Source organism: Streptomyces sp. NPDC001222 (assembly GCF_042896945.1).
GTDB classification, from domain to species: domain Bacteria; phylum Actinomycetota; class Actinomycetes; order Streptomycetales; family Streptomycetaceae; genus Streptomyces; species Streptomyces gibsoniae.
Map to the genome: position 1 here is coordinate 77,064 of NZ_JBIAXT010000034.1, position 23,967 is coordinate 101,030.

Below are 23,967 nucleotides of genomic sequence, written 5' to 3' on the forward strand. Positions count from 1 at the left end.
GTCAAGATCAGGATGTCCACCAAGCCTAGCGGGGTGGCATCATGCAGCGATGATCGCTTCGACACCTGCCGTGGTCCCCGCAGGGCGGATGAGCCAGAGCGAACAACCGGTGTTCCGGCTCGCCGGGAACGTAGAACTGCGTCCGTGGCGGCAAGACGATGCCCAGGTCGTCGTGGACGCGTGCCTGGACCCGGATATTCAGCAGTGGAACCGTCCAGGGCGTGACGTGTCACTGGAGGATGCGCAGGAGAGGATCGCCCGCTGGCATGAGCGCTGGAAGTCGGAGCAATCGGCCATCTGGGCTGTCGCGCAGGTCGGTGAGCGACCCATGGGCCTGATCGGTTGGGGCGATATCGATCTCAAGGGCGGGAGCGCCGAGATCCTTTACTGGCTGCTGCCAACCGGTCGCGGTGGTGGCGTCATGGTCGATGCCACCCTTCGGGTGAGCCGGTGGGCGATGGACGACCTCGGTCTGCACCGGCTGCGCCTCACCCATTCCGTGGCCAACCCGGCCTCCTGCCGAGTTGCGACGAAGGCCGGGTTCGCTCTGGAAGGCACTATGCGAAGCGCCCTGCTGCATACGGACGGGTGGCACGATGAACATCTCCACGCCCGGATACGAGGCGACGAACGGCCCTCCTCGCAGGGAAGCCCTTCGTGTCCACCGCGACGTGTCTCTCCTGTTCCTCCTGCCCGTTGATCATCTCGGCAGGAGCGCGCTCGAGGACTACGGCAATCCTGCCGCGTTTCGCGCATCAAGGTCCGAGAAGTAGCGGTCCACGATGTCGCTTTCGTGGGCGACACCGTCGATCGGCTCGCCGACCACCCGGCCCGCCAGCTCCGTGGCCAGCGAAATGACGGCACCTCGAAGCTCTGTTGCCGCGATCACCCGGTCGGTCGCGAGCTGTGCCTGAGCTTCCGCGAGCATCTCCTCGCGTTCCCGCAGACCCTCGGCGCGAATCTCAGCGATCAGTTGTGCGCCCTGCTCCGAAGCCTCCTGGCGCAGGCGAGCCGCCTCATGCCGGGCCTCGGCCAGCTCCTCGCGGTACCTGGCGAGGACTTCAGCGGCCTCGAGGGCCGTCTGCTCGGCGTGTTCCCGCTGACCGTCGATAGCGTCCTGCCGTTCGGCAAGGGCCTTGTTGATCCGAGGCAGAAGGATCTTGGTGAAGGAAACGAAGATCACGGCGAAGGCCAGCAAGCACACGAGTGTCGGGGCGAGCCGGGGTATGAGTATGCCCATGCCAAGATCTTACGAAGTTATTGCAGTGTTGGGGAGCTTCAGATGTGAGTTCTTACCCAACTCGGTTGTCTGACAACGCTCCTGAAGGTTCTCACCGTGGGTGTCGGGACGGACGGAGTGCCCAGGCGTAGGGGTCGGGGGCCCGATCGGACTGGGTGTCACGCTGGGACAGGCACGGGAGAAGCGTCGGGTGGCAGGTTGAACGGGGTGACCACCGGGATCGCCGAGGGGAGCGGCGGACCGTCGTCCGGCAGCGCCTTGTTCGCCCGCATGATGGCCTGGCAGCCGCGGCGCATGTCCTGGCGCAGGTCGTGGTGAAGGACTGCGGAGAGTCGGCGCTCGCGGAGGAGGCCTGTGTTGTCGTGGTCGAGGTCATGGGCGATGAACACGGCACACGACCTGCCCAGGGCGTCGAACGCGTCCAGGGTGGCGAGGTTGCCACCGCCCATGGAGTAGACCGCGACGATGCCCTCGTCCCGCTCGAGCGCCTCGAGAACCAGTTCGCGCTGGGTGGCGTCCAGGCCGTCGCTGTCGGTGACCTCCACCAGGGAACGCTTGCGCTCCGCGAGGCGCATCGCACTGCGGAAGCCCATGTCGCGCTCTTCCTCGCCGCGGAAGGAGCCCCGACTGATGGTGGTGAGCACGTTGCCGGGCCGGTCGCCGAGCCACTGTTGGAGGAGGTACGCAGCGGTGGCGCCGGCCGCGCGGTTGTCGATGCCGACGTACGCGAGGCGCGCGCTGTGGGGCAGGTCGGCGCCGCCTACCGCGCCGAGCTCCTCGCGTTCACCGAGGTCGTCGCCGGTACCCGGGCGCCCCGCGGCTCGTCGCCGCACGTGGTGGGGAACGGGCCGGGGCTCCGGGCATCGACGAGTGGCTGCATGCCGACCTGGAGTTCCCGGGCGGGGCCACCGGTACCGCCCGCTGCCATATGGCGTACCGCACAGGGCAGATGAGCTGCCGCATCGTGGGCACTCGTGGGCAGGCCACGGCGGTGAACTTCGTGCAACCGCACCTGGACGACCGGGTGGTGGTGCGCACAGCCGCCGGTGAGCGCACCGAGGAACTCGGCCGGCGGACCTCGTACACCTACCAGCTCGATGCTCTCACCGCGCGTCTGCGCCACGGTGTACCGTCGGCGCTCGACACCGAGGACGCGCTGAGGACCATGAGGCTCATGGACGAGTGCTATCAGTTCGCCGGATTCTCCGTCCGGCCGCGAACGGTCCTTCCGACCAGGGCCTGAACCACGGCAGTGGGTCAGTTGGTGCCGGGGCGGTACCCCCCACTGCGCCCGTGGGTCAGTCGGTGCCGGCCATGAACTCGCTGTGGAGCCGGTTCGCCGCTACGACGACCTCAGCCGTGGCATCGGCGCCCTGAACGGCGTGCACTCGGTCGAAAGCGCTCTCGTGCTCCGCCACGTCAAGCAGCTGACCGGACCTCACGTTCCCCGCGGAACGCCGAGCGGCTCCATGAACGTCCACGCCGACGAGCCGCGCGGGTTCCGAACCGTTTCGACGCGGTGCCCGACGCGCCGGCAAACGGGCACGGATCGGGCACCGCGTTCATGGGAAACGGGCGCGGGTGGGGTACTTCGCGAGGTTCGGAGTCACCGGCCCGTTTGGGTGGGACAGTTGTCTGCGGGTCGGTCGGCGTTTCGTGATGCGAGATAGGTGAGGCCGGCGACGAACATCTCGACGGCGAGGTCGAATCGTTCAGGAGCGGTCTCGGCGCTGAACAGCTCGGACGTCTGGAGCATGTTGGGGAACTCGCCGGGGAATGCGTTCATATACTCCCGTATCTGCCGCTCGCGCTGGGACGGGACCTGGTCGCCGCGGTCGACGGTGCCGAAGGTCCACATGCTCATCGCGTAGGCGAAGGCACGGGTGTAGAGGCAGAGCATGTCGGTCGCCTGGGCCGCCTGCCGCACGGACAGTCCGCCCGCCCGCAGGATGGCGATCATCCGCTCGGCCTGCAGCAGATCGTTCGGCCCGACCGGGGTGATGGTCTGGCACCTCACCCGGGCGATGCCCGGATAAGCGGTCATGACTCGGACTTGGTTTCGCAGGACTTCGGAGATCTGCTCGGTCCACCGCTTCGGGTCGGGATCGGGTACCGGCGCCATCTCCAGGACTCGGTCCAGCATGAGCTCGCTCAGCTCGGTCTTGTTGGATACATGCGCGTAAAGCGAGGCGGCGCCCGTCTCGAGAGCCTGGGCAACGCGGCGCATGTTAACCGCTTCCATGCCTTCCGTTGCCAGAATTTCCAACGCGGTGTTGACAATGCGTTCCCGGGAGAGTCGCTTGACTGCACGCGGTTCGCGGTTCCAGGCAGACCTAGGTGTCTCCACTTGATCACCTCCGATCTGACTGAGTGTAACGAATTACATACTGGACACGAACGCCGTTCGTCGCTTAGAACTGTGTTCGTAAGACGGAATGGCGTTCGGGATGGGGTGTGGATCATGAACGACCGATGGAGAGCTCGTCCTGGACGTGCCGGAGAAGGCCAATGCCGTCTGGAGCCGGGGAGATTCAGCGGGCTGTACTGAGCGCCGCGCTCAGGGCGCCGAGCGGGCCACGCTCTTCGGGATGAGCTTGACCGGATGCCGTGCGTTCGAGCCCGCGCATCGCGAGCTGCCCGAAGATGTGCGCCGGCCTGGAGTGGGGGTCCCGGCCGCAAGGTGACCCTGTTGTGCAGGGGGTGTGCCGCCCGAAGGGCGGCACTGGTGCTGACAGCCCGCCGCCGGCCTCGGTGCGGTGGATGAGGCGGAGCCATCGAGCCCGAACGGGCACGCAGGCGCCGGCAAGTGACGTTTGTGGCAGACAGAGCCGTTTGCCCCACCGTCACGTCACCGACCGTTTCTCAACCAGACTTCGCTTGAATTCGCGGCGGACCGACCGGTCGCCGCACATCAGAAGTTCCGGACTTTCCCATCTTGCTCAGCAAGTCGATCTCACCTGCATATTGGTGCGCCTTACCCGAAGATCTCCCTTCCCCGGCGGCCGAAGCGTACCGGGTCGACCTCGGGCGGCTTGCCGGGGCAGAGCAGCGGAATTCAAGACGGGAAGTAATGCCGTGAAGTTCAATCTGCTTGGCCCATTAGAAGTAGTGCGCAACGGCGTCCCCTTACGGTTGGGTGGAGTGAATCAACGTGCGGCGTTGGGCTTTCTGCTGTTACACGCCAACACGCCGGTCTCCACGGGCAGACTCATCAGCGCGCTGTGGGCCTGGGACGAGCCCCCCACCGCGCGAAAGATCCTCCAGAACGCCGTGTCCGGTCTGCGCAGAATGCTGTCGACCGGGGAGCGCCCGTACGGCCCGTCGTGTTCGCTGACGACCAGTCGTGGCAGCTACATGCTGCAGGTGCCGTCGGAGCACGTGGACCTGTCCCGCCACGCCCGCCTCGTCAAGCACGGCCGGCAGGAACTGGCGGACGGACTGTATGAGCAAGCCGCTCGTACCCTGCGCGACGCCCTGGGGCTGTGGCGGGGAGAGGCGCTGGCCGATCTGATCGAGGTCGGCGTGACATGGCCCGAGTTGACTCCGCTGCGCGAGGCGAGGTGGGCTGCCCTCGAAGGCAGGTTCACCGCCGATCTGATGCTCGGGCGCCACCGGGAGGTGATCACCGAGCTGAACGTCGTCCTCTCCGACGTCGAACCCGCACGCGAGCGGCTTTTCGCGCTGCTCATGCTCGCGCTGTACCAAAGCGGCCGACAGGCCGAGGCGCTGGACGTGTACCGGCACGCGCAGGCCGCCATCGTCGATGGTTCAGGAGTCCTTCCCAGCCGGGTGCTGCGAAGGCTGGAGCAGGACATTCTCACGCATTCACCGGCGTTGAACTCGCCTGCCGCAGTGACCGGTTACCCGATGGGCTTCCTGGAGGTGCGATGAACGGGCGGATTCAGTTCAGGGTATTGGGGCCGCTCGAGGTCGTCCGGCGTGGCAGCCTGATCAACCTCGGCGGAACAAAGCAGCGGGCCGCTCTGGGATATCTGCTCCTCCATGCGAACGAGGCCGTGGCCACGAGCAAGCTGATCGCCGCGTTATGGGACGGACCCGCACCGGCCTCGGCCCGCAAGGTGGTCCAGAACGCGGTGTGGCGATTACGCCGGCTCCTGGAGGCGGACGAGGAGGAGCAGACGGCCGACGGTTCGGTGGCACTGCTCACGCGTACACCCGGCTACATGCTGCGGATCGAGCCGCAGACGGTGGATCTGTACCGGTTCCGGGCGCTGGTGGCGGAGGGGCGGGCGGAGATGGAAAGGGGCGCGCCGGATGCCGCATCGGCGCTGCGCCGCGACGCACTCGCCCTGTGGCGCGGCCCCGTGCTGGCCGACCTGGCGGAAACGGGTGTGTCCTGGCCGGAACTGAAGGTGATTCAGAACACGCGCCTCGACGTGCTGGAAGAATATTTCGAAGCCGAACTCGCGCTGGGTCACCACGATGTGGTGCTGCCCGAACTCCAGTCGACGGTCTGCGCCGAGCCACGGCGTGAACGACTGCTCGGGCAGCTCATGCTCGCGCTGTACCGGAGCGGACGACAGGCCGACGCGCTGAGCACCTACGCCAGGGCCAGGACGTCGCTGATCTCGGACCTCGGTCTGGAGCCGGGCCGCGACCTGAGGGATCTCCAGCAGGCGATCCTCACACATGACCCGGCGCTGCTGTATGTGCCGGCATCGGCACGTGCCCGGACGGCGGCGCCGACGGAGCCGCTGCCCGTAGGCCTCGAGGACGAGCCGATGTCCGCACCGATCACCGCGGCCGACCTCGCAGCCCCCGTGCGGGAACGCAGGGAGGTCAGTGTGGTGCTGCTCCGCGCCACGATCGACGCGGAGGGCGGGCGTCCCGACCCCGAGCATGTCGACACGGCGATGGAGACGGTGAACGAGGTGGTCACGGCCGAGGCGCACCGCTTCGGCGGGACCGTGGCGGCCAAGGTCGGATCGCTGTGGCTGCTGATCTTCGGGGCGCCGCGCAGCCGCGACAACGATGCCATGCGGGCCGTGCTGACCGCACTGGCGATCCGGCACCGCTTCAGCCGACCGCACCCCGCACTGCCCGGCGTCGGCGTGCGAACGGCGGTGGACACAGGGGAGGCACTCGTCCGGTACACCTCCGACGAGGGCAGCCCGCCGTCGGCGACCGGCACCGCACTGGACAGGTGTCACTCCATGCTGCCGCTGGTACCGGCCGACGAGGTGTGGGTCGGCGACGACGTCCGGAGGCACACCACATCGAGGATCGACTACCGGCGGGCGCGTGTCTCGTCCGCGCTGTGGACCGTGGCGGGGGTCCGTCCCGCGAGCTCGCAGAACCACGGCGTGCCGCTGCTCGACCGCGGGCAGGACCTCGACGTGCTGCTCAGCCTGCTGGACCGGGCGGGCCCGGAGGAGCGCCCCCGTATCGCGTTGGTGGTCGGTGAGCCCGGCCTGGGCAAGAGCCATCTGATCAGTGAGTTCGAGAAGGTGGTCCGCCGTCGCGACGGCGAGGCCGGACCCTTCGTCGCGCACCTCTTCCCCTGCCAGGTCGATGACAGCCCGTTGGCCGTCGTGGCGGAGGAGCTGTCACGCTGCTGCGGCATCGCCCCGCACGACCAGCCGGAGCAGGCGAGGGAGAAGCTGTGGGCGGCCGTCCGGCGGACGGCGGCCAGCGCGGAGGAGGCCGACTGGATGTTCTCCCAACTGCTGGTGCTCATCGCGGGCGTCCACGGTTTCGACTCCACGGCGCCGCCCGGTGAGGTTCTGGCGGCGTGGTTGCGGTTCCTGGAGCGGTTCGCCGCGCAGCGGCCCGTACTGATGGTCATCGACGATCTGCACGCCGCCGACGAGACGCTGCTGGACTTCGTCGACCGGCAGACCGATCCCTCCGTCCGATCCCGGCTGTTCGTGCTCGGCGGGGCGAGGCCGGAACTGTTCGAGCGCCGGCCTCGGTGGAACTCGTCGGGAGGCGCCGTGGTGACCGTCCCGCTGTCGCGCCTGCCCGACACCGTGGTTGCGCAACAGGTGCGGATGCTGCTCGACACTCACGGGATACGCATCGGGCCCGAGTCAGCGGTGGGGACCGTGGGGACGGAACTCATCCACGACCTCTCCAAGACCATGGTGTCGCTGGCGGACGGAAGCCCCTTGTTCGCAGCGGAGTTCGTACGGTCGCTCGCGGACCGGATCCGACCCGATTCCGCGGCGCCCGGCCAGGGCTCGGCCGACGCCACGGCAAGTCTCGTCCCGGCGGTGGTCCGGCGGGTGATCGCCGCCCGGCTGGACGAACTGCCCAGCGATGTCCGAGCGGTTCTGGAGGACATGGCCGTGGCGGGTGGCACCGTGAACGCGGACGCGGTGGCGGCGATGCGGCGGTGCGCCAGGGACACGGCCGCCGCAGTACTGGAGGACCTCGCGCAGCGCGGCGTGCTGGTCAGGGTGGAGCAGAGCGGGCATGAAGGCCCCGTCCAGTACGCCTTCTGGCACGAGCTGGTGGGACGCGTGGTGTACGCGCGCATTCCGCATGCCCGACGGGCCGCCCGACGGGTCGCGTTCGCGGCCTGGGCGGACCGCCAGAAGAAGCAGCACGGTAGAAGAGACCCCTGGGCCTTGGCGCCGGACGGGCCGGTGGCGCGGGGGCTCGCGCGGTTGGAACGGCTCGCGCGGAGGCTGGAGGTCCGGCTGAAGGGGGCCGCGGCTGCGGCCTGACACGGGCACGCGGTACCGCCCGGCAGAGCGATGCGATGCCGGGCGGACGCCCTACACCAGTGCGGGCCGAGGAAGTGGGCCAGGGCCGTCTGAGACCTGATATACCGTCAAGACAGCGCCGCACAAGGGATGTCGGTCCGAATCGGCCGGACAGGATGTGCCGGGAACCAGGTCACCGTGCGGTATCCGGCCGGACCAGACCGCCGAGGACAGCGGGTTCGGCGACACCGGGTGCCTCGTCGCCACCGGCGTACATCCGGGCGAACTCCACCACCTGCCGTGCCATCGTCTCCATTTGCTCCTGCAGCCGGGGATCGGCGCAGCGGCCGTCCGGCGTGAAGCCCGTCGCGGAGGTGTTCACGACCACCCCCATCGGTGTCGGCCAGCCCCGTAGCGCGTGCACGATCGTCCGCAGGGCACCCAGGGTGGACACACCGCTCTGCCAGCCCTGTGCCACGGTCACACAGCCGACGGCGCGCCCGCTGAGGTACGGGCGTTCGTCGGTGCGCAGTTCCTCGATGTGGTCCAAGGCGTTCTTCAGCAGTCCGGACGTGCTGCCGTGATAGGCGGGACTCGCGATCACCACGCCGTCCGCCCGGGCCAGCGCGGCCAGGAGCCGCCGGGCGGGCGGTGACACCGTCTCTGCCTGGTCGTAGAGCGGCATCATCAGCTCGGTGCCGGCGATGATCGTGACGGTCGCGCCATGGCGCTCCGCGGCGGCCAGGGTCGCGCGCAGGGCCCGCTCGGCGGTCGAGCCCGGCCGGGTGGAACCACCGATACCGAGTACGTTGACAGGTCGCTGCATGGTTCTCCCTCGGTCCACGCGCACACCCTACTGACGCGTCTCCATTACCCGTTCTTTTGCAGGTAACGGCGAATTCCAGCGGAGCGGGACGCGTGATTACAGCGTCGTGGGCGGATTCCCGAAACCGCTCGCTAACGTTTGCCGCCGTGGGCATGTCGCGCAAGGTCAGGCAGGCCATCGCCGATCGCCTGGTGGCCATTTCGCGGAACTGCCCACAGGCGTGGGACGAAGCCATCCCGCGAAGGGCCCCCGAGGAGGAATCGCGATGTCCTTGATCACCGTCGAACGGGTACCCACCCGCGAGGAGCTGATCGACCGGGCGCGGGAGCTCATCCCGCTGCTGCGGCGCAACGCCGAGCAGACCGAGAAGGAATCGAAGGTCCCGGACGAGAACATGTCCGCCCTGCGCGACGCGGGCCTGCTGCGCCTGAGCACGCCGCGCCAGTGGGGCGGCTGGGAGCTGTCGATGCGTCACCAGGTGGAAGTCCTGTGTGAGTTGGGACGAGGCTGCCCGTCCACGGGCTGGATCGCCGCCAACCACGCGGCCTCCGTTGACCTCGTGATGCTGATGCCCGAAGCCGGTCTGCAGGAGATCTACGGCGACAACCCGGACACGGTCATGCTCTCGGCCGCCAGCCTCGACCCGGCGCTGCGCGCCGACCGGGTGGACGGCGGACTGAGGGTCAACGGCCGCTTCCCGTACGCCTCGGGCTGCGAGCTGTCCGACTGGGCGTTCCTCGCCTGGGTGCCGGTGTACGACAACGGCGAACAGACCGGCGTGGCAAACATGATGGCGCCGCCCACCGACCTGCGCATCGAGCACACCTGGAAGGTGGCCGGGCTGCTCGGCACGGGCACCCACGCGATGGTGGCCGAGGGCCTGTTCGTCCCGGACCGCTTCGTGCAGTTCGCGCCGCTCAAGGCGGACGGAGAGGCCGAGTCGCCGGTGCCGGCGACCGTTCTCATCAAGGGCAATCTGCACTCGCTGTCCTCGCTGGTGGGCGGCGCCCGTGGGGCGCTGGACGTGGTCCGCGAGAAACTGGAGGAGCACAAGCCGCTGGCCTTCTCCACCTACTCCCGGGCGATCGACTCGCTGTCGGTGCAGCAGGAGTTCGCCGAGGCGACGCATCTGATCGACACCGGCATGCTGCACATGCTCGCGGTGGCCGACGGATTCGACGCGGTGCCGGAGGGCGAGGAGGCGACGCCGGCGGAGCGGGCCCGGCTGCGGATGCACATGGTCACCTCGCTGGAGCGCTGCCGCGAGGCGATGCAGCGCCTGCTCGACCTGGCGGGCACGAGCGGCTTCGCGCAGACCAACCCGGTCCAGCGGTACTGGCGGGACCTGGAGATCGGCAGTCGGCACACCGCGCTGAACCGGCCGATGATCTTCGAGGACTACGCGCGGTCGCTGCTCGGCATCGGCGCCCCCGTGTCGCTGCTGTTCTGACCCGGGCCGGCAGCAGAAGGGCCCCGCCCGATGCGCCGGGCGGGGCCGTTCGTCGTTCGCTTCTCAGGACCGCAGGGCCTCGGCCAGTTCCGTCGGCAGCAGGGCGGGCTCCGCGTCGACACCGAAGCCCGGGGGCAGCTCGAAGCCGTTCGGAGCGCGCACCCCTGTCGTCGGCGCGTCCGTGCCCGTCAGCCGCCGTAGCGCCGGGCTGACCACCACCGTCGTGTGCCCCGCGGCGTGTGCCGCACCGATCTGCCCCGCGACATCGGCCGCGAGGGTGCCCGCGCCGTCGCCGACCGTCTCGTCGACCAGGAGCGGGAAGACGGTGACCTCCACGGTGGTGCCCTCCGTGGTCCGGCACCGTACGGGCGGCAACGGGGCCATGGCGCGCACCGGGGCCGAGCGGGCCACGAAGGCGCGTAGCGTGGTGTCGTCCAGGCCGGTCAGGGAGGAATCGAATCGCCGTAGCGCATGCGGAGTGCCCAACTCGGCGACGAACGCGACCCGGGCAGCGGCCGGCTCGGCCTCGGGGCCGGGCGGCGCCGGGGATCGGAAGTCCCACACATCGTCGCGCGGCGCCGGGGCCTCCACAGCGGTCAGCGGGTGCACGAGCTGCAGCGCGTCCTGGTGCCGCAGCACCGCGCAGATGTCACGGAGACCCGCCGCCAACCGGTCGATCGCCGCGTCGTCGATCCCGTACGACGGCTGGATCCGCAGCGTGTTCGGCGCGCTGCCGGTCGGCATCAGCCGCAGACCGTACTTGCGCAGCAGGAAGCCCGAGACGGCGAAGCCGAAGAATCCGCTGCGCGCGTAGTTGCGGATCACCGGAGAGCCGGACGCCGACTGGTCGGCGAACTCGAACCCGAGCAGCAGCCCCCGCCCCCGCACCCTGCGCACCACATCGCCGAACTCGGCACGGACCTCCTCCAGGGCGCTCCGCAGCCGCGTCCCACGCTCGGCCGCCTGCCGGTAGGCCGCCCCGTCGTCGCGCTCCAGCATCTCCAGCACCTTCTCGGTGACCGCACACGAGAAGCTGTCCTTGGCATACGTCGAACTGTGCAGCAGCTCGAACTCCTTGACGTACGACGACTGCCGCACCAGGAGCACCGACGTCTTGGCCAGGCCACCGCCGATGCTCTTCGCCAGCGTGTAGTAGTCGCCGGTCAGGCCGATCCGCGCGCTCGCGAAGAAGGACCCGGTGCGCCCCGCGCCGGTCTGGATCTCGTCGACGATGAGCGGGCAGCCCACCGCGCGGCACACATCGCTGATCCGTTCCGCCTGCTGCGCGGTGAGCTCGTTGATACCACCCTCGCCCTGGATCGGCTCCACGACGAAACCCGCGACGAACGGCACGGCCAGCCGCCGCACCTCCACGACGCCGTTCTCAGCGACGATGTCGAGCACGTACGGCTGCTCGGCCTCGACATGCTTCAGCACGTCCTCCGGCTGGTCCGCGGGGACGAAGCGGGCGCGCGCCCCCAGCGCCTGGAAGGGCAGACGGAACGTCGGATTGTGCGTGAGCTGCAGGCTGCCGACCAACTTGCCGTGGAAGCCGCCCTCGAGCGCGAAGAACTCCGGCGCCCGGCTCAACGCCTCCGCGTTGCGCCGCCCCGCCTCCTCCAGCACCGCGTCGATGTCCGCGTCCGGACCGGCCAGTTCGGCGGCCGCAGGCGACAACTCGGCGTCACCGGCCCACACCTGGGCGCGCGCGACCCGAGCGTGTTCGGCCAACTCGCCGGTGAGCGCGCCGAGCCGGAACACCCGGGCCAGCTCGGCGTGCTTCATGGCCGCCTCCACCGCCTCGGCGCCGCTGTTGGCGAAGACCACCTCGTACGGTTCACCGGCGTCCAACTCCCGCCGGGTGATGGTGTTGAGCGCCGACGCCACCCGCTGCGCCTCGGTGCGTTCGGACAGCTGAGCATGGCTGGGTGTGCCCGCGTCCAGCAGGGACCTGGCGTGAGCCACCAGCTCCGGGTGGTTGTGGCCGAAGAACAGCGAGCCGAAGCCGCCGACGAAGTCGGTGACCGCCGTCTGCCCGTCGTCGTCGGCCAGGTACATCAGGTCGCCCTCGGCACGGACGTACTCCACGTCCAGCCCCCACGCGGAGAGGGCCCTGCCCAGATAGCGTTCCGCCAGCTCGTCCATCACGATGCTCCTCTCACAGGGAGGACGCGGGCGCGAACGCCCGCAGAGGATTGATGCGGTCGGAGCCGATCCGCTCGCGCAGCTCCGGCGCGGTGACACCCAGGCCCGGTTCCGGCGCCAGGCACAGCACGCCGACCTTGCCGACGTGCTCGTTCTTCTGCACCAGTCGCGTCGCCTCGGCCGCCTCCGAGAGCGGGTACAGAGCGGACAGCGTGGGCGCGATCGCGCCCGTCGCGACCAGGCGGGTGGTCTCCACCTGCTCCTGCAGGTTGGCGCCGTGGCTGCCGATCACCCGCTTGAGCCGCATCCACAGATAGCGGTTGTCGAACTCATGGTGGTATCCGGTGCTGGAACCGCAGGTGACCACCGCCCCGCCACGGCCCACGACGAACATCGAGATGCCGAAGGTGGCGCGCCCGACGTGCTCGAACACGATGTGCGGGTCGCTGCCGGTCTCCCGGCGGATGATGTTGCCCAGCCGCTTCCCGGCGGCCACGGTGTCCTCGGGAGACGGGTCGGGGTCGTCACTCAGCCCGATCTCCGACCGGTTGATCACCACGTCGCAGCCCAGCGCTCGGACCGCTTCGGCCTTGCGCTCCGAGCCGACCACGGCGACGGGGATCCCGCCGCCGTTCTTCACGAACTGCACCGCGTACGCGCCCAGGCCGCCGGCGGCGCCCCAGACCAGCACCACGTCGCCCTGCTTCATCCGGGCGCCGTTGGACCCGACGAGCATGCGATACGCGGTGCTGCCGCACATCGGGGTGACGGCCGCTTCCTCCCAGGTCAGGTGGGCCGGTTTGGGCACCAGCATGCTGGCACGCGCGATCGCGAACTCACCGAGGCCGCCGTAGTTCGTCTCGTAGCCCCAAGCGCGCATCTCTGCGCCCAGCATGGCGTCGGCGTGGGTCACCGGCTCCTGCTCGTCGACATGCACCGGGTGCACGACGACATGGTCGCCCACCTTCCAGCGACGCACCCCGGAGCCGATCCGCACGACCACTCCCGCGGCATCCGAACCGACCACTTGGAACGGGCGGTCGTGCCGGGCCGCCCAGCCGCCCTGCGCCGCGTACCTGCGCAGGAAGGTGAAGGTCGGGATCGGCTCGAACGTCGCCGACCACACCGTGTTGTAGTTGATCGAGCTGGCCATCACCGCGACTACCACTTCGTCCGGGGCCAGTTCCGGCATGCTCACCGGACCGACCCGCAGCGACTTGCGCACGTCCTTGTGTGCGACATCGCGGAACATGCCGGTGTCCTCGGCGCGCAAATGAGCCGCGACGAATTCGTCGGGCAATTCCATGCGCTCGATCGCATCCGGTGGTCGGTTCTCGAGAATCGCTTCCAGAAATGGATTCACGGCAGCTCCCGGCATCGTCTGGTCTCCTGCGGAACCTAGTACCGGCCGGGTAATCATCCGTTCTTCGCGGCAAAATCCGGGCTGGATTCCCGCGAGTTCCCGGTCAGTGGCTCGCCGCACCTAACGTCGGTGTCGTGGCCGTAGACATGCATGAGGAACACCGTCCCCCGGAGCCCGTGGCCGTTGTCGGAATGGCGTGCCGGTTGCCCGGTGCGGCCGGCCCCGACGCTTTCTGGCAGCTGCTGCGCGCCGGCCGGAGCTCGATCACCGAGGCGCCCGCCGACCGGTGGCGCGACGCCTCCGTGCGTCTGCGCCGGGGCGGCTTCCTCGACCAGGTCGAGGAGTTCGACGCCGACTTCTTCGGCGTCACGCCGCGCGAGGCAGCCGCCATGGACCCCCAGCAGCGCCTTGCGCTCGAACTGGGCTGGGAGTCACTGGAGAACGCGGGCATCGTGCCGGACCGCGTACGCGGCACCCGGCTGGGCGTCTTCCTCGGTGCGATCGCCGACGACTACGCCCGGCTCACGGCGAACGCCGGGCCGGACGCCGTCTCGCCACATACCCTGGCCGGTCTCAACCGTGGCCTGATCGCCAACCGGCTGTCCTATCTGCTCGGTGCGCGCGGCGCCAGCATGACCGTCGACACCGGCCAGTCGTCGTCCCTGGTCGCCGTTCATCTGGCCTGCGAGAGCCTGCGGTCGGGGGAGTCCGACGTCGCGCTCGCGGGCGGTGTGCAGCTCAACCTCACCGGCGCGGCGACCGTCGGTGTCGAACGGTTCGGCGGCCTGTCCCCGGACGGCGAGTGCTGGACCTTCGACGCCCGCGCCAACGGCTACGTCCGCGGTGAGGGCGGTGCGGTGGTGGTGCTCAAGCCACTGCGCCGGGCCCTGCTCGACGGCGACGAGATCCGCTGCGTGATCCGCGGTGGCGCGGTCAACAACGACGGCGGGGGCCCGGATCTGACCACCCCGGACCCGGACGCGCAGCGCGAGGTGATCGAGGCGGCGTACCACCGGGCGGGCGTCGACCCGGCCGCCGTCCAGTACGTCGAGTTGCACGGCACCGGCACCCGGGTGGGCGACCCGGTCGAGGCGGAGGCGCTCGGGGCGGCCCTCGGCCGGTCACGGCCCGTCGACCGGCCCCTGCTCGTCGGCTCGGTGAAGACCAATGTGGGCCATCTGGAGGCCGCCGCCGGTATCACCGGCCTGCTCAAGGTGGTGCTCGCGCTGCGGGCCGGCGAACTCCCCGCGAGCCTCAACTACCGTAGCCCGAACCCGCGTATCCGGATGGACGAGTGGCGACTGCGGGTGCAGGACCGGCTGGGCCCGTGGCCCCGGACGGACGCGCCTCTCGTCGCCGGGGTCAGCTCGTTCGGCATGGGGGGCACCAACTGCCACCTGGTCCTGGAGAGCGCCCCCGCACCGGTCGTCGAGGATGCCGTCCAGGTTTCTACGCCGGCCGGTCATACGCTGCCGCTGCTCTACACGGTGTCCGGCCACGACAAGGCAGCTCTGCATGCCCAGGCCCGCCGCCTCGCCCGGTGGCTGCGCGACCGGCCGCAGGAGCGACCGGCCGACCTCGCGGCATCCCTCCTGGCCTCCCGCACCGCGTTTCCCGCGCGTGCCGTGGTGGTGGCCGACGACCAAGACACCCTGCTCACCCGCCTCGAGGCGCTGGGCGAGGGGGCCCCGGGAGCCGGGACCGTCGAGGGCGAGCCCGGTACCGGCGACGTCGCGGTCCTGTTCACCGGCCAGGGCGCGCAACGGCTCGGCATGGGGCGCGAGTTGTATGCCGCTCACCCTGCCTTCGCGGCCGCTTTCGACGACGTGTGCGCGCACTTCGACGCCGTACTGGACCGGCCCCTGCGTGATGTGCTGTGGGCCGAACCCGGCTCGCCCGGGGCCGACTTGGTGCATCGCACCGAGTACGCCCAGCCCGGTCTGTTCGCCGTCGAGGTCGCGCTCCACCGGTTCGTCACCGGCCTCGGTGTGCGCCCGGCTCTGCTGCTCGGTCACTCGATCGGCGAGCTGTCGGCCGCCCATGTCGCCGGGGTGCTGACGCTGCCGGACGCCTGCGCCCTGGTCACCGCGCGAGGCAGGCTGATGCAGGCACTGCCCGAGGGCGGTGCGATGGCGGCCGTCGAGGCGAGCGAGGACGAGGTCCGGGAGTTGCTCGCCGGTCTGGAGGACCGGGTGGGCGTCGCCGCGGTCAACGGACCGCGCGCCGTGGTGATCTCCGGCGACGCCGAAGTCGTCGACGAGCTTGCCGACCGGTGGCGAGCCGCGGGCCGCCGAACCCGCCGACTGCGGGTCAGCCATGCGTTCCACTCGCACCGGATGGCCGGGATGCTGGACGAGTTCAGGGCGGTCGCCCGGTCCTTGTCCTACGCGCCTCCCCGACTGGCGGTCGTCTCCGACCTCACCGGTGACATCGCCACCGCGGCCGAGCTGTGCGATCCGGAGTACTGGGTGCGGCACGTGCGTGACTGCGTCCGGTTCCTCGACGGCGTACGGCGCCTGGACGCGGCGGGGGTCACCACATACCTGGAGCTCGGTCCGGACGCGGTACTCGCCGCCGCGGCCAGGTCCGGTGTTCCCGACGGCCGCCGCTTCCTCAGCACCATGCGCTCCGACCGTCCGGAGCCCACGACGGTGGTGGAGGCCCTGGCGGCCCTGTACGTGGCCGGCGCCGACGTGGACATGGCGGCGGTGATCGGCGGCGGAGGCCGTGTCGCCCTGCCCACCTACGCGTTCCGACGCCGTAGGCACTGGCTGCCCGACGGGTCCGCCGCCACGCCGCCGCCCACACCGGTCGCGACGGGCCCCGCGGCGGCCACCCCCGCCGTAGACCCCCGGGCCGGGGCCCCGGCGGACGTGGACCCGCTGGATCTGGTGCGGCGGCACACCGCCGCCGTCCTCGGTTCCGACACGCCCGGCGAGATCCCGGTCGATCGGGCATTCCGTGATCTCGGCCTCACCTCGGCCACCGCCGTGGAGCTGTGCGCCCGACTGGCCACCGAGACCGGCCGCAGTCTGCCGGACACCCTGGTCTTCGACCACCCCACCCCCGGTCGGCTCGCCGAGTATCTGCGGTCCGGCTCGGACGCGGGCGACGAGGTGCCCGAGGCCGCGCCCGATGCCGCCGACGACCCCATCGCGATCGTCGGCATGGCCTGCCGCTACCCCGGCGGAGTGCGCTCCCCGGAGGACCTGTGGCGGATCGTGGCCGACGGCGTCGACGCGATCGGTGAGTTCCCCTCCGACCGAGGCTGGGACGTCGACCGGCTCTACGATCCCGATCCGGAGCGCCGCGGCTCCTCGTACGTCCGCGAGGGCGGCTTCCTGACCGATGTGGCCGGTTTCGACGCCGGGTTCTTCGGCATCAGCCCACGCGAGGCCGCCGCGCTGGACCCGCAGCAGCGGCTGCTGCTGGAGACGTCGTGGGAGTGCCTGGAACGCTCGGGCATCGACCCGGGCTCGGTCCGCGACAGCGACACCGGTGTGTTCGTCGGCGCCACGTTCCAGGAGTACGGGCCGCGGATGGGCGAACCGAGCGACGGCTCGGACGGCTACCTCTACACCGGCACCACTCCGAGCGTCGCCTCCGGGCGTATCGCCTACGTCCTGGGTCTGCGCGGCCCGGCCGTCACCGTGGACACCGCCTGCTCGGCATCGCTCGTGGCCATGCACTCGGCGGCGCGAGCACTGCGCGGCGGCGAATGCTCGCTCGCGCTCGCGGGCGGAGTGACCGTCATGCCGACCCCTGGTGTGTTCGCCGAACTGAGCCGGCTCGGCGGGCTGTCCCCCAACGGCCGGTCGAAGGCGTTCGCCGCGGCCGCCGACGGCACCGGCTGGGCCGAGGGCGCCGGCATGCTGCTGCTGGAACGGCTCTCCGACGCGCGCCGCCACGGCCACCCGGTGCTCGCCGTGATCCGCGGTTCGGCGATGAACTCCGACGGCGCCTCCAACGGGCTCACCGCACCCAGCGGTTCGGCACAGCGCCGGGTCATCCGCCGGGCCCTGCACGCGGCCGGGCTGACCGGCGCCGATGTCGACGCGGTCGAGGCGCACGGCACCGGCACCCGGCTGGGCGACCCGATCGAGGCACGGGCGCTGCTCGCGACGTACGGCGAGGACCGCCCCGGCGACCGGCCGCTGTGGCTCGGCTCGGTCAAGTCGAACATCGGGCACACCCAGTCCGCCGCCGGTGTGGCCGGCGTGATCAAGATGGTCATGGCGATGCGGTACGACGTGCTGCCGCGCACCCTGCACATCGACGAGCCGACCCCCAGCGTCGACTGGAGCTCGGGCAAGGTCCGCCTGCTCAGCGAGGCGGTCGACTGGCCGCGCACCGACGGCAGGCCGCGACGAGCGGGTGTGTCCTCGTTCGGCATCAGCGGTACCAACGCCCATCTGATCCTGGAGGAGGCGCCGCCGGAGACGGACGCGGAGCCGCCCCGGGCGGCCCCGGCCGGTCCGGTGGCCTGGCCACTGTCGGCGAAGACCCCGGACGCGCTGGGCGAACAGGCCGCACGACTGCGGGAGCACCTGGACGCGCATCCGGAACTCGCCCCCGCCGACGTGGCGTTCTCCCTGGTCCACGGGCGTGCCGCGCTGCGACAGCGCGCCGTCGTCGTGGCCGCCGACCGCGCGGGCTCGGCCGACGCCCTCGGCGCGCTGGCCGCCGGCACCCCGGCGGCGGCCGCGGTGCAGGGCACCGCCGAGGACCCCGGCCGCATCGCCTTCGTCTTCCCCGGACACGGCGCACAGTGGCCCGGCATGGTCACCGCCCTGTACGAGCAGGCCCCGGCCTTCGCCGCCCGGCTGCACGAGTGCGCGGAGGCGATCGACCCGCTGGTCGACTGGTCCCTGCTCGACACCGTGCTCGGCCGTCCGGGCGCCGCCGACTGGGAACGCACCGATGTGGCCCAGCCGGTGAACTTCTCCGTCATGGTGTCCCTCGCCGCACTGTGGCAGGCGCACGGGGTGCGGCCCGCGGCGGTCATCGGACACTCGCAGGGTGAACTGGCCGCCGCCTGCGTCGCCGAGGCGGTGACACTGCGGGACGCGGCGACGATCGTGGTGCGTCGCAGCCGTCTGTTCGCCGACGCGTTGCCCGGCCGCGGGATGATGGCCGCGGTCGAACTCTCCGCCGACGACGTGCGTCGCCGTATCGCCGAGCGGAATGCCCCCATCGACCTCGCCGTCGTCAACGGGCCCGTCGCGGTCACCGTCGCCGGGGAACCGGACGAGATCGAACGTTTCGTCGCCGACTGCAAGACCGACGGCATACGCGCCCGCGTCGTGGTGCGCGCCGGCGCCTCGCACTGCGCCCTCGTCGATCCGCTGCGCGAACCCCTGCACGATCTGCTCTCCGGGATCGTCCACCACCAGCCGCGGATCCCCCTCTACTCCACGGTGACCCGGCGAGTGCTCGACGCAAGCGACCTCGACGACGGCTACTGGTTCCGCAACGCCCGTGAGCCGGTGGACTTCCAGGGCGCCGTGCTCGCGCTGCTCGGCGACGGCCACGGCGCGTTCGTCGAGTGCAGCTCGCATCCGCTGCTCCTGTCAGCGCTGCTGGACACCGCGGACGAGGCCGGCCACCACCCGGCGGCGGTGGGCACGTTGCGCCGCGACGAGGGCGGCCGGGAACGCTTCCTCCGCTCGCTCGCCGAAGCCCATGTCCGAGGCGTCCCCGTGGACTGGGACGCGACGCTCGACGGCACCGGCGCCCGCCGCGTCGACCTGCCCACGTACCCGTTCCAGCGGCGCCGGCACTGGCTGGCGTCCCGGACCGGTCCGGCCGACGTCGCGGCGGCGGGGCTCGCCCCGGCCGACCACCCGCTGCTCGGTGCGGTGCTCACCGCGGTCGACGACGACCAGGTCGTGCTGACGGGCCGGCTGTCGCCGCGCGCACCCGCCTGGCTCGTGGACCACGCGGTCGGCGGCACCGCGCTGCTGCCCGGCACCGGCTTCGTCGAGCTGGCGCTCCGGGCCGGCGACGAGGTCGGCTGCGCCCGCATCGAGGAGCTGACCGTCGAACGGCCGCTCCTGCTGCCCGAGGGCACCGCGGCACAACTGCGGGTCACCGTCGACGCGCCCGACGCCGACGGCACCCGGCAGGTCGCCGTGTTCGCCCGTCCCGCGACCGACGGAGACGCGCCCTGGACACGGCACGCTTCCGGATCGCTGTCGAGGGACACCACCACCGTCACGGCGGCCCCCGCCGCCTGGCCGCCGCCCGGCGCCGAACCGGTCGACGTGAGCGCGTTCTACGCGGACCGGGAGGCCGACGGGTACGGGTACGGTCCCGCGTTCCGGGGTCTGCGCGCCGCCTGGCGCCGAGGCGACGAGATGTACGCCGAGGTGGCCCTCGACGAGGTCCACCACGCCGACGCCCGCCACTACGCCGTGCACCCCGCACTGCTGGACGCGGCGCTCCACGCCGAGCTGCTGCGCACCCCCGGTGCCGGGGCGGGACGGCTGCGGTTGCCGTTCGCCTGGTCCGGCGTGTCCGTGTGGGCGGCCGGGGCCACCACCTTGCGGGTGCACGTCGCCCCGGCGGGAGGCGACGCGGTGAGCGTTACCGCGACCGACCCAGCCGGCGCCCCCGTGGCGAGCGTGGCGTCCCTGCTGCTGCGGCCGGTCTCCGCGGCGGACCTGGCGGCCGGACCGACGGGCGGTGGCGAGCTGTTCCGACTGGACTGGCAGCGGCTGCCGGCCGGGACGGCCGCCGACACCGAACTCACGCTGCTGACCGTGGCATCGGCCGACGGAGACACGGCGGCGCTCGCCCGCGCCACGGCGGCCCGGGTCCTGGCATCCCTGCACACCTGGCTCGCCGAGGAGCACTCCCCGTCGGCCCGGCTGGTCGTGCTCACCCGCGGCGCCGTCGCGGTCCGCGACGACAGCGACGTCATGGACGTGGCCCAGGGCGCCGTCTGGGGCCTGGTGCGGTCCGCGCAGGCGGAACACCCGGACCGGTTCCTGCTGCTGGACGCCGACGCCACCGCCGACGAGGCCGCCGTCCGCCGCACAGCCGCGCGCGCCGCGGCGGCCGGCGAGGGGCAGGCCGCGATCCGCGACGGCGACCTCCTCGTACCGCGGTTGGTCCGGGCGGCCGGCTCCGCCCCGACCGTCATCGACCCGGACGGCACGGTCCTGGTCACCGGCGGCCTCGGCGCCCTCGGCGGCGATCTGGCCCGCCACCTCGTCGCCACCGGGACCCGGCATCTGATCCTCACCGGGCGGCGGGGCGCGGACACCCCCGGCGCCGCCGAGCTGACCGCCGAACTCGCCGCGGCGGGCGCCGACGTCCGCGTCCGTGCCTGCGACGTGGCCGACCGCACCGAAGTCGCCACGCTGCTCACCGACATCGCGCCCGAGCACCCGCTGACGGCCGTCTTCCACTTGGCGGGCGCGATCGACGACGGCCCGCTGGAGGAGATGACCCCCGAGCGCCTGGACGCGGTACTGCGCCCCAAGGTCGACGGCGCGGTCCACCTGGACGAGCTGACCCGCGATCTGCCGCTGTCGGCGTTCGTGCTCTTCTCCTCCGCCGTGGGCGTGCTCGGCACCCCGGCCCAGTCGGCGTACGCCGCCGCGAACACCTTCCTGGACGCCCTCGCGTACCGCCGCCGTGCCCAGGGACTGCCGGGTCTGTCACTGGCGTGGGGGCTGTGGGAGCGCACCAGCGGACTGGGCAGCCTTGCCGAGGCCGACATCGCGCGGCTGCGCCGCACCGGCCTGGCCCCGATGTCCACCACGGACGGCCTCGCACTGTTGACCGCGGCACTCGGCGGCGAGCGGTCCCTGCTGCTGCCCGCCCACCTCGACCTCACGGCGCTGCGCCGCCGGGCACGGGAGAACGACCTTCCCCCGCTGCTGCGCGGACTCGTCCGCACACCGGTCCGTGCCGTCGCAGGCGCGGCCGTCGCGGAGAACGGGCTGGCCGCACGACTGGCCGGGCTGTCCCGGCCGGACCAGGACCGTCATCTGCTGGACCTGATCCTCGCGCACGCGGCAACCGCCCTCGGCCACGACGCGGCCGAGCGGGACTCGATCCCCACCGACCGCGCGTTCCGCGAGTCGGGCTTCGACTCGCTCACCGTTGTGGAACTGCGCAACCGGCTGCGGGCCGCGACCGGCCTGGCCCTGCCCGCCACCGTACTGTTCGACTACCCGACCCCCGCGGCCCTCGCCGCCCATCTGCGCGACCGTGTCCTCGGTGGCGCTTCCGCCGCGGTGGCCGAGACACCGATGGCCGGGGAACCCCAAGCCGTCGGCGACGACCCGATCGCCATCGTCGCGATGGCCGGCCGCTTCCCCGGTGAGGTGGCCGACCCCGAGGGCCTCTGGCGTCTCGTCGCCGACGAGGCCGACGCGATCGGTGACTTCCCCGACGACCGCGGCTGGGACACCGCCCGACTCTTCGACCCGGACCCGTCCGCGACCGGCCGCTCGGCCACTCGCCGCGGCGGATTCCTGTACGACGCGGGGAAGTTCGACGCCGCCCTGTTCGGCATCAGCCCCCGCGAGGCTCTCGCCATGGATCCCCAGCAGCGGCTGCTTCTCGAAGTGGCGTGGGAGACATGGGAACGCGCCGGCATCCCGATCTCCGACGTCCGGGAGAGCCGCACCGGTGTGTTCATGGGCGTCGCCTACCACGACTACGCCGCCCGCGCCCAGTCCCTTCCGGAAGGGGTGGAGGGCTATCTGATGACCGGCGCCGCGGGCAGTGTGGCCTCAGGCCGCATCGCGTACACATTCGGTCTTCACGGTCCGGCGATCACCGTGGACACCGCGTGCTCCTCGTCGCTGGTCGCCCTGCATCTGGCGGTCCGTGCGCTGCGGAACGGTGAATGCGCGATGGCACTCGCCGGTGGGGTCAGCGTGATGGCCACCCCGACCACGTTCGTCGAGTTCTCCCGACAGCAGGGCCTGGCGGCGGACGGGCGGTGCAAGTCGTTCGGCGCGGGCGCGGACGGCACCGGCTGGTCGGAGGGCGTCGGGATGCTGCTGGTGGAGCGGTTGTCGGACGCCCGCCGACTGGGGCACACGGTGCTGGGTCTCGTGCGGGGCTCGGCCGTGAACTCGGACGGTGCTTCCAACGGGCTGACGGCGCCCTCGGGGTTGGCGCAGGAGCGGGTGATCCGCGCGGCGTGGGCCGACGCAGGCCTGTCGGGCTCGGATGTGGACGTGGTGGAGGGACACGGGACCGGCACCCGGCTCGGTGACCCCATCGAGGCACAGGCACTGCTGGCGACCTACGGCCAGGAGCGGGCAGAGAACGGCCCGGTGTGGCTCGGCTCCCTGAAGTCCAACATCGGCCACACCCAGGCCGCCGCCGGCGTCGCGGGCATCATCAAGACCGTACAGGCCATGCGCTATGAGCGGATGCCCCGCTCACTGCACGCCGACGAGCCGACACCCGAGGTCGACTGGGACTCCGGTGGCGTACGGCTGCTCGACCGCTCCCGGCCGTGGCCGCGTACTCCCGGTCGGGTGCGTCGGGCGGGTGTGTCGTCGTTCGGCATCAGCGGAACGAACGCCCATGTGATTCTCGAGGAGGCGCCCGCGTCCACGCCCGAGCCTCAGCCCGCGCCTGCGCCGGAGCGGGCCGTCCCGCCCGTCCTGCCGTTCGTCGTGTCCGCCGACTCGGCCACCGCCCTGCACGGCCAGGTCGAACGCCTGTCGGCCCTACTGCGCGACGGCACCGCGGACCCGCTGGACGTCGCGTACTCCCTCACCACGTCCCGGTCACCGTTGCCGTACCGGACGGCGATCGCCGCTCGCACATCCGCCGACGCCGTCGAGCAACTCGCGCGCCTCACCCCTGAACTCGCCTCCGCCGACCGTCGGTTGGGGATGGTGTTTTCGGGTCAGGGGGCGCAGTGGGCGGGGATGGGTGGTGGTTTGGCGGCGGTGTTTCCGGTGTTCGGGGAGGTGTTCCGGGATGTGTGTGGGCGGTTTTCGTCGGGGTTGGCGGGGGTGATTGCTTCGGGGCGGGGGTTGGAGCGTACGGAGTTTGCGCAGCCGGCTTTGTTTGCGTTCGAGTTGGCGTTGTTCCGGTTGTTGGAGTCGTGGGGTGTGCGGCCGTCGGTGGTGGCGGGGCATTCGGTGGGGGAGATCACGGCGGCGCATGTGGCTGGGGTGATGGGTTTGTCGGATGCGGTGGCGTTGGTGTCGGCGCGGGCGGGGTTGATGCAGGGGTTGCCGTCGGGTGGGGCGATGGTGGCGGTGCAGGCGTCGGCGGAGCGTGTGGGGGCGTTGT

The 23,967-nt window shown here is 71.3% G+C and carries 10 protein-coding genes and 2 pseudogenes; 6 read left to right on the plus strand and 6 right to left on the minus strand.

All coding sequences use genetic code 11. The annotated features are described in order from the left end of the window. Window positions 1-49: 49 nt before the first annotated feature. Window positions 50-700, plus strand: a complete 651-nt coding sequence (locus tag ACFY2Z_RS33605) for a GNAT family N-acetyltransferase (RefSeq protein WP_390747832.1) — start codon at window positions 50-52, stop codon at window positions 698-700. A gap of 27 nt (window positions 701-727) precedes the next feature. On the opposite strand, the gene atpF is transcribed toward ACFY2Z_RS33605, so the two are convergent. After that, window positions 728-1,240 (minus strand): F0F1 ATP synthase subunit B, encoded by a 513-nt coding sequence (atpF, locus tag ACFY2Z_RS33610; protein WP_390747833.1) that lies wholly within the window; start codon window positions 1,238-1,240, stop codon window positions 728-730. Window positions 1,241-1,398: 158 nt separating this feature from the next. Then, window positions 1,399-1,992: pseudogene (locus ACFY2Z_RS33615) on the minus strand (substrate-binding domain-containing protein); the annotation flags it as partial. Window positions 1,993-2,048: 56 nt separating this feature from the next. Between ACFY2Z_RS33615 and ACFY2Z_RS33620 the strand changes: the two are divergent. After that, window positions 2,049-2,483: pseudogene (locus tag ACFY2Z_RS33620) on the plus strand (Gfo/Idh/MocA family oxidoreductase); the annotation flags it as partial. A gap of 363 nt (window positions 2,484-2,846) precedes the next feature. On the opposite strand, the gene ACFY2Z_RS33625 reads toward ACFY2Z_RS33620, so the two are convergent. Next, window positions 2,847-3,587 (minus strand): TetR/AcrR family transcriptional regulator, encoded by a 741-nt coding sequence (locus ACFY2Z_RS33625; protein ID WP_390747834.1) that lies wholly within the window; start codon window positions 3,585-3,587, stop codon window positions 2,847-2,849. A gap of 728 nt (window positions 3,588-4,315) precedes the next feature. Here ACFY2Z_RS33625 and ACFY2Z_RS33630 point away from each other — a divergent pair. Continuing rightward, window positions 4,316-5,131, plus strand: a complete 816-nt coding sequence (locus ACFY2Z_RS33630) for a BTAD domain-containing putative transcriptional regulator (protein WP_390747835.1) — start codon at window positions 4,316-4,318, stop codon at window positions 5,129-5,131. After that, window positions 5,128-7,929 (plus strand): BTAD domain-containing putative transcriptional regulator, encoded by a 2,802-nt coding sequence (locus tag ACFY2Z_RS33635; RefSeq protein WP_390747836.1) that lies wholly within the window; start codon window positions 5,128-5,130, stop codon window positions 7,927-7,929. The genes ACFY2Z_RS33630 and ACFY2Z_RS33635 overlap by 4 nt, the downstream gene beginning before the upstream one ends. 172 nt (window positions 7,930-8,101) lie before the next feature. Here the strand turns inward: ACFY2Z_RS33635 and ACFY2Z_RS33640 are convergent, their stop codons facing one another. After that, the gene (locus ACFY2Z_RS33640; RefSeq protein WP_390747837.1) at window positions 8,102-8,734 is read right to left on the minus strand and encodes an NADPH-dependent FMN reductase; all 633 of its coding nucleotides are present in this window, start codon (window positions 8,732-8,734) and stop codon (window positions 8,102-8,104) included. A gap of 265 nt (window positions 8,735-8,999) precedes the next feature. Here ACFY2Z_RS33640 and ACFY2Z_RS33645 point away from each other — a divergent pair, with 265 nt between their 5' ends. Beyond that, complete coding sequence (locus ACFY2Z_RS33645) at window positions 9,000-10,184, plus strand: acyl-CoA dehydrogenase family protein (protein WP_390747838.1); 1,185 nt, start codon at window positions 9,000-9,002, stop codon at window positions 10,182-10,184. Between the two features lie 63 nt (window positions 10,185-10,247). Here the strand turns inward: ACFY2Z_RS33645 and ACFY2Z_RS33650 are convergent, their stop codons facing one another. Both ACFY2Z_RS33650 and ccrA read right to left on the minus strand, forming a co-directional pair. Next, on the minus strand, window positions 10,248-12,329 hold the full coding sequence (locus ACFY2Z_RS33650; protein ID WP_390747839.1) for an aspartate aminotransferase family protein: 2,082 nt from the start codon (window positions 12,327-12,329) through the stop codon (window positions 10,248-10,250). Between the two features lie 13 nt (window positions 12,330-12,342). Continuing rightward, entirely contained in the window at window positions 12,343-13,635 is a 1,293-nt protein-coding gene (gene ccrA / locus ACFY2Z_RS33655) for a crotonyl-CoA carboxylase/reductase (protein WP_390747840.1), read from the minus strand. A 203-nt stretch (window positions 13,636-13,838) separates the two neighbouring features. On the opposite strand from ccrA, the gene ACFY2Z_RS33660 reads away from it, so the two are divergent. After that, window positions 13,839-23,967, plus strand: a 10,129-nt coding sequence (locus ACFY2Z_RS33660) for an SDR family NAD(P)-dependent oxidoreductase (RefSeq protein ID WP_390747844.1), incomplete at its 3' end; no start/stop codon positions are given.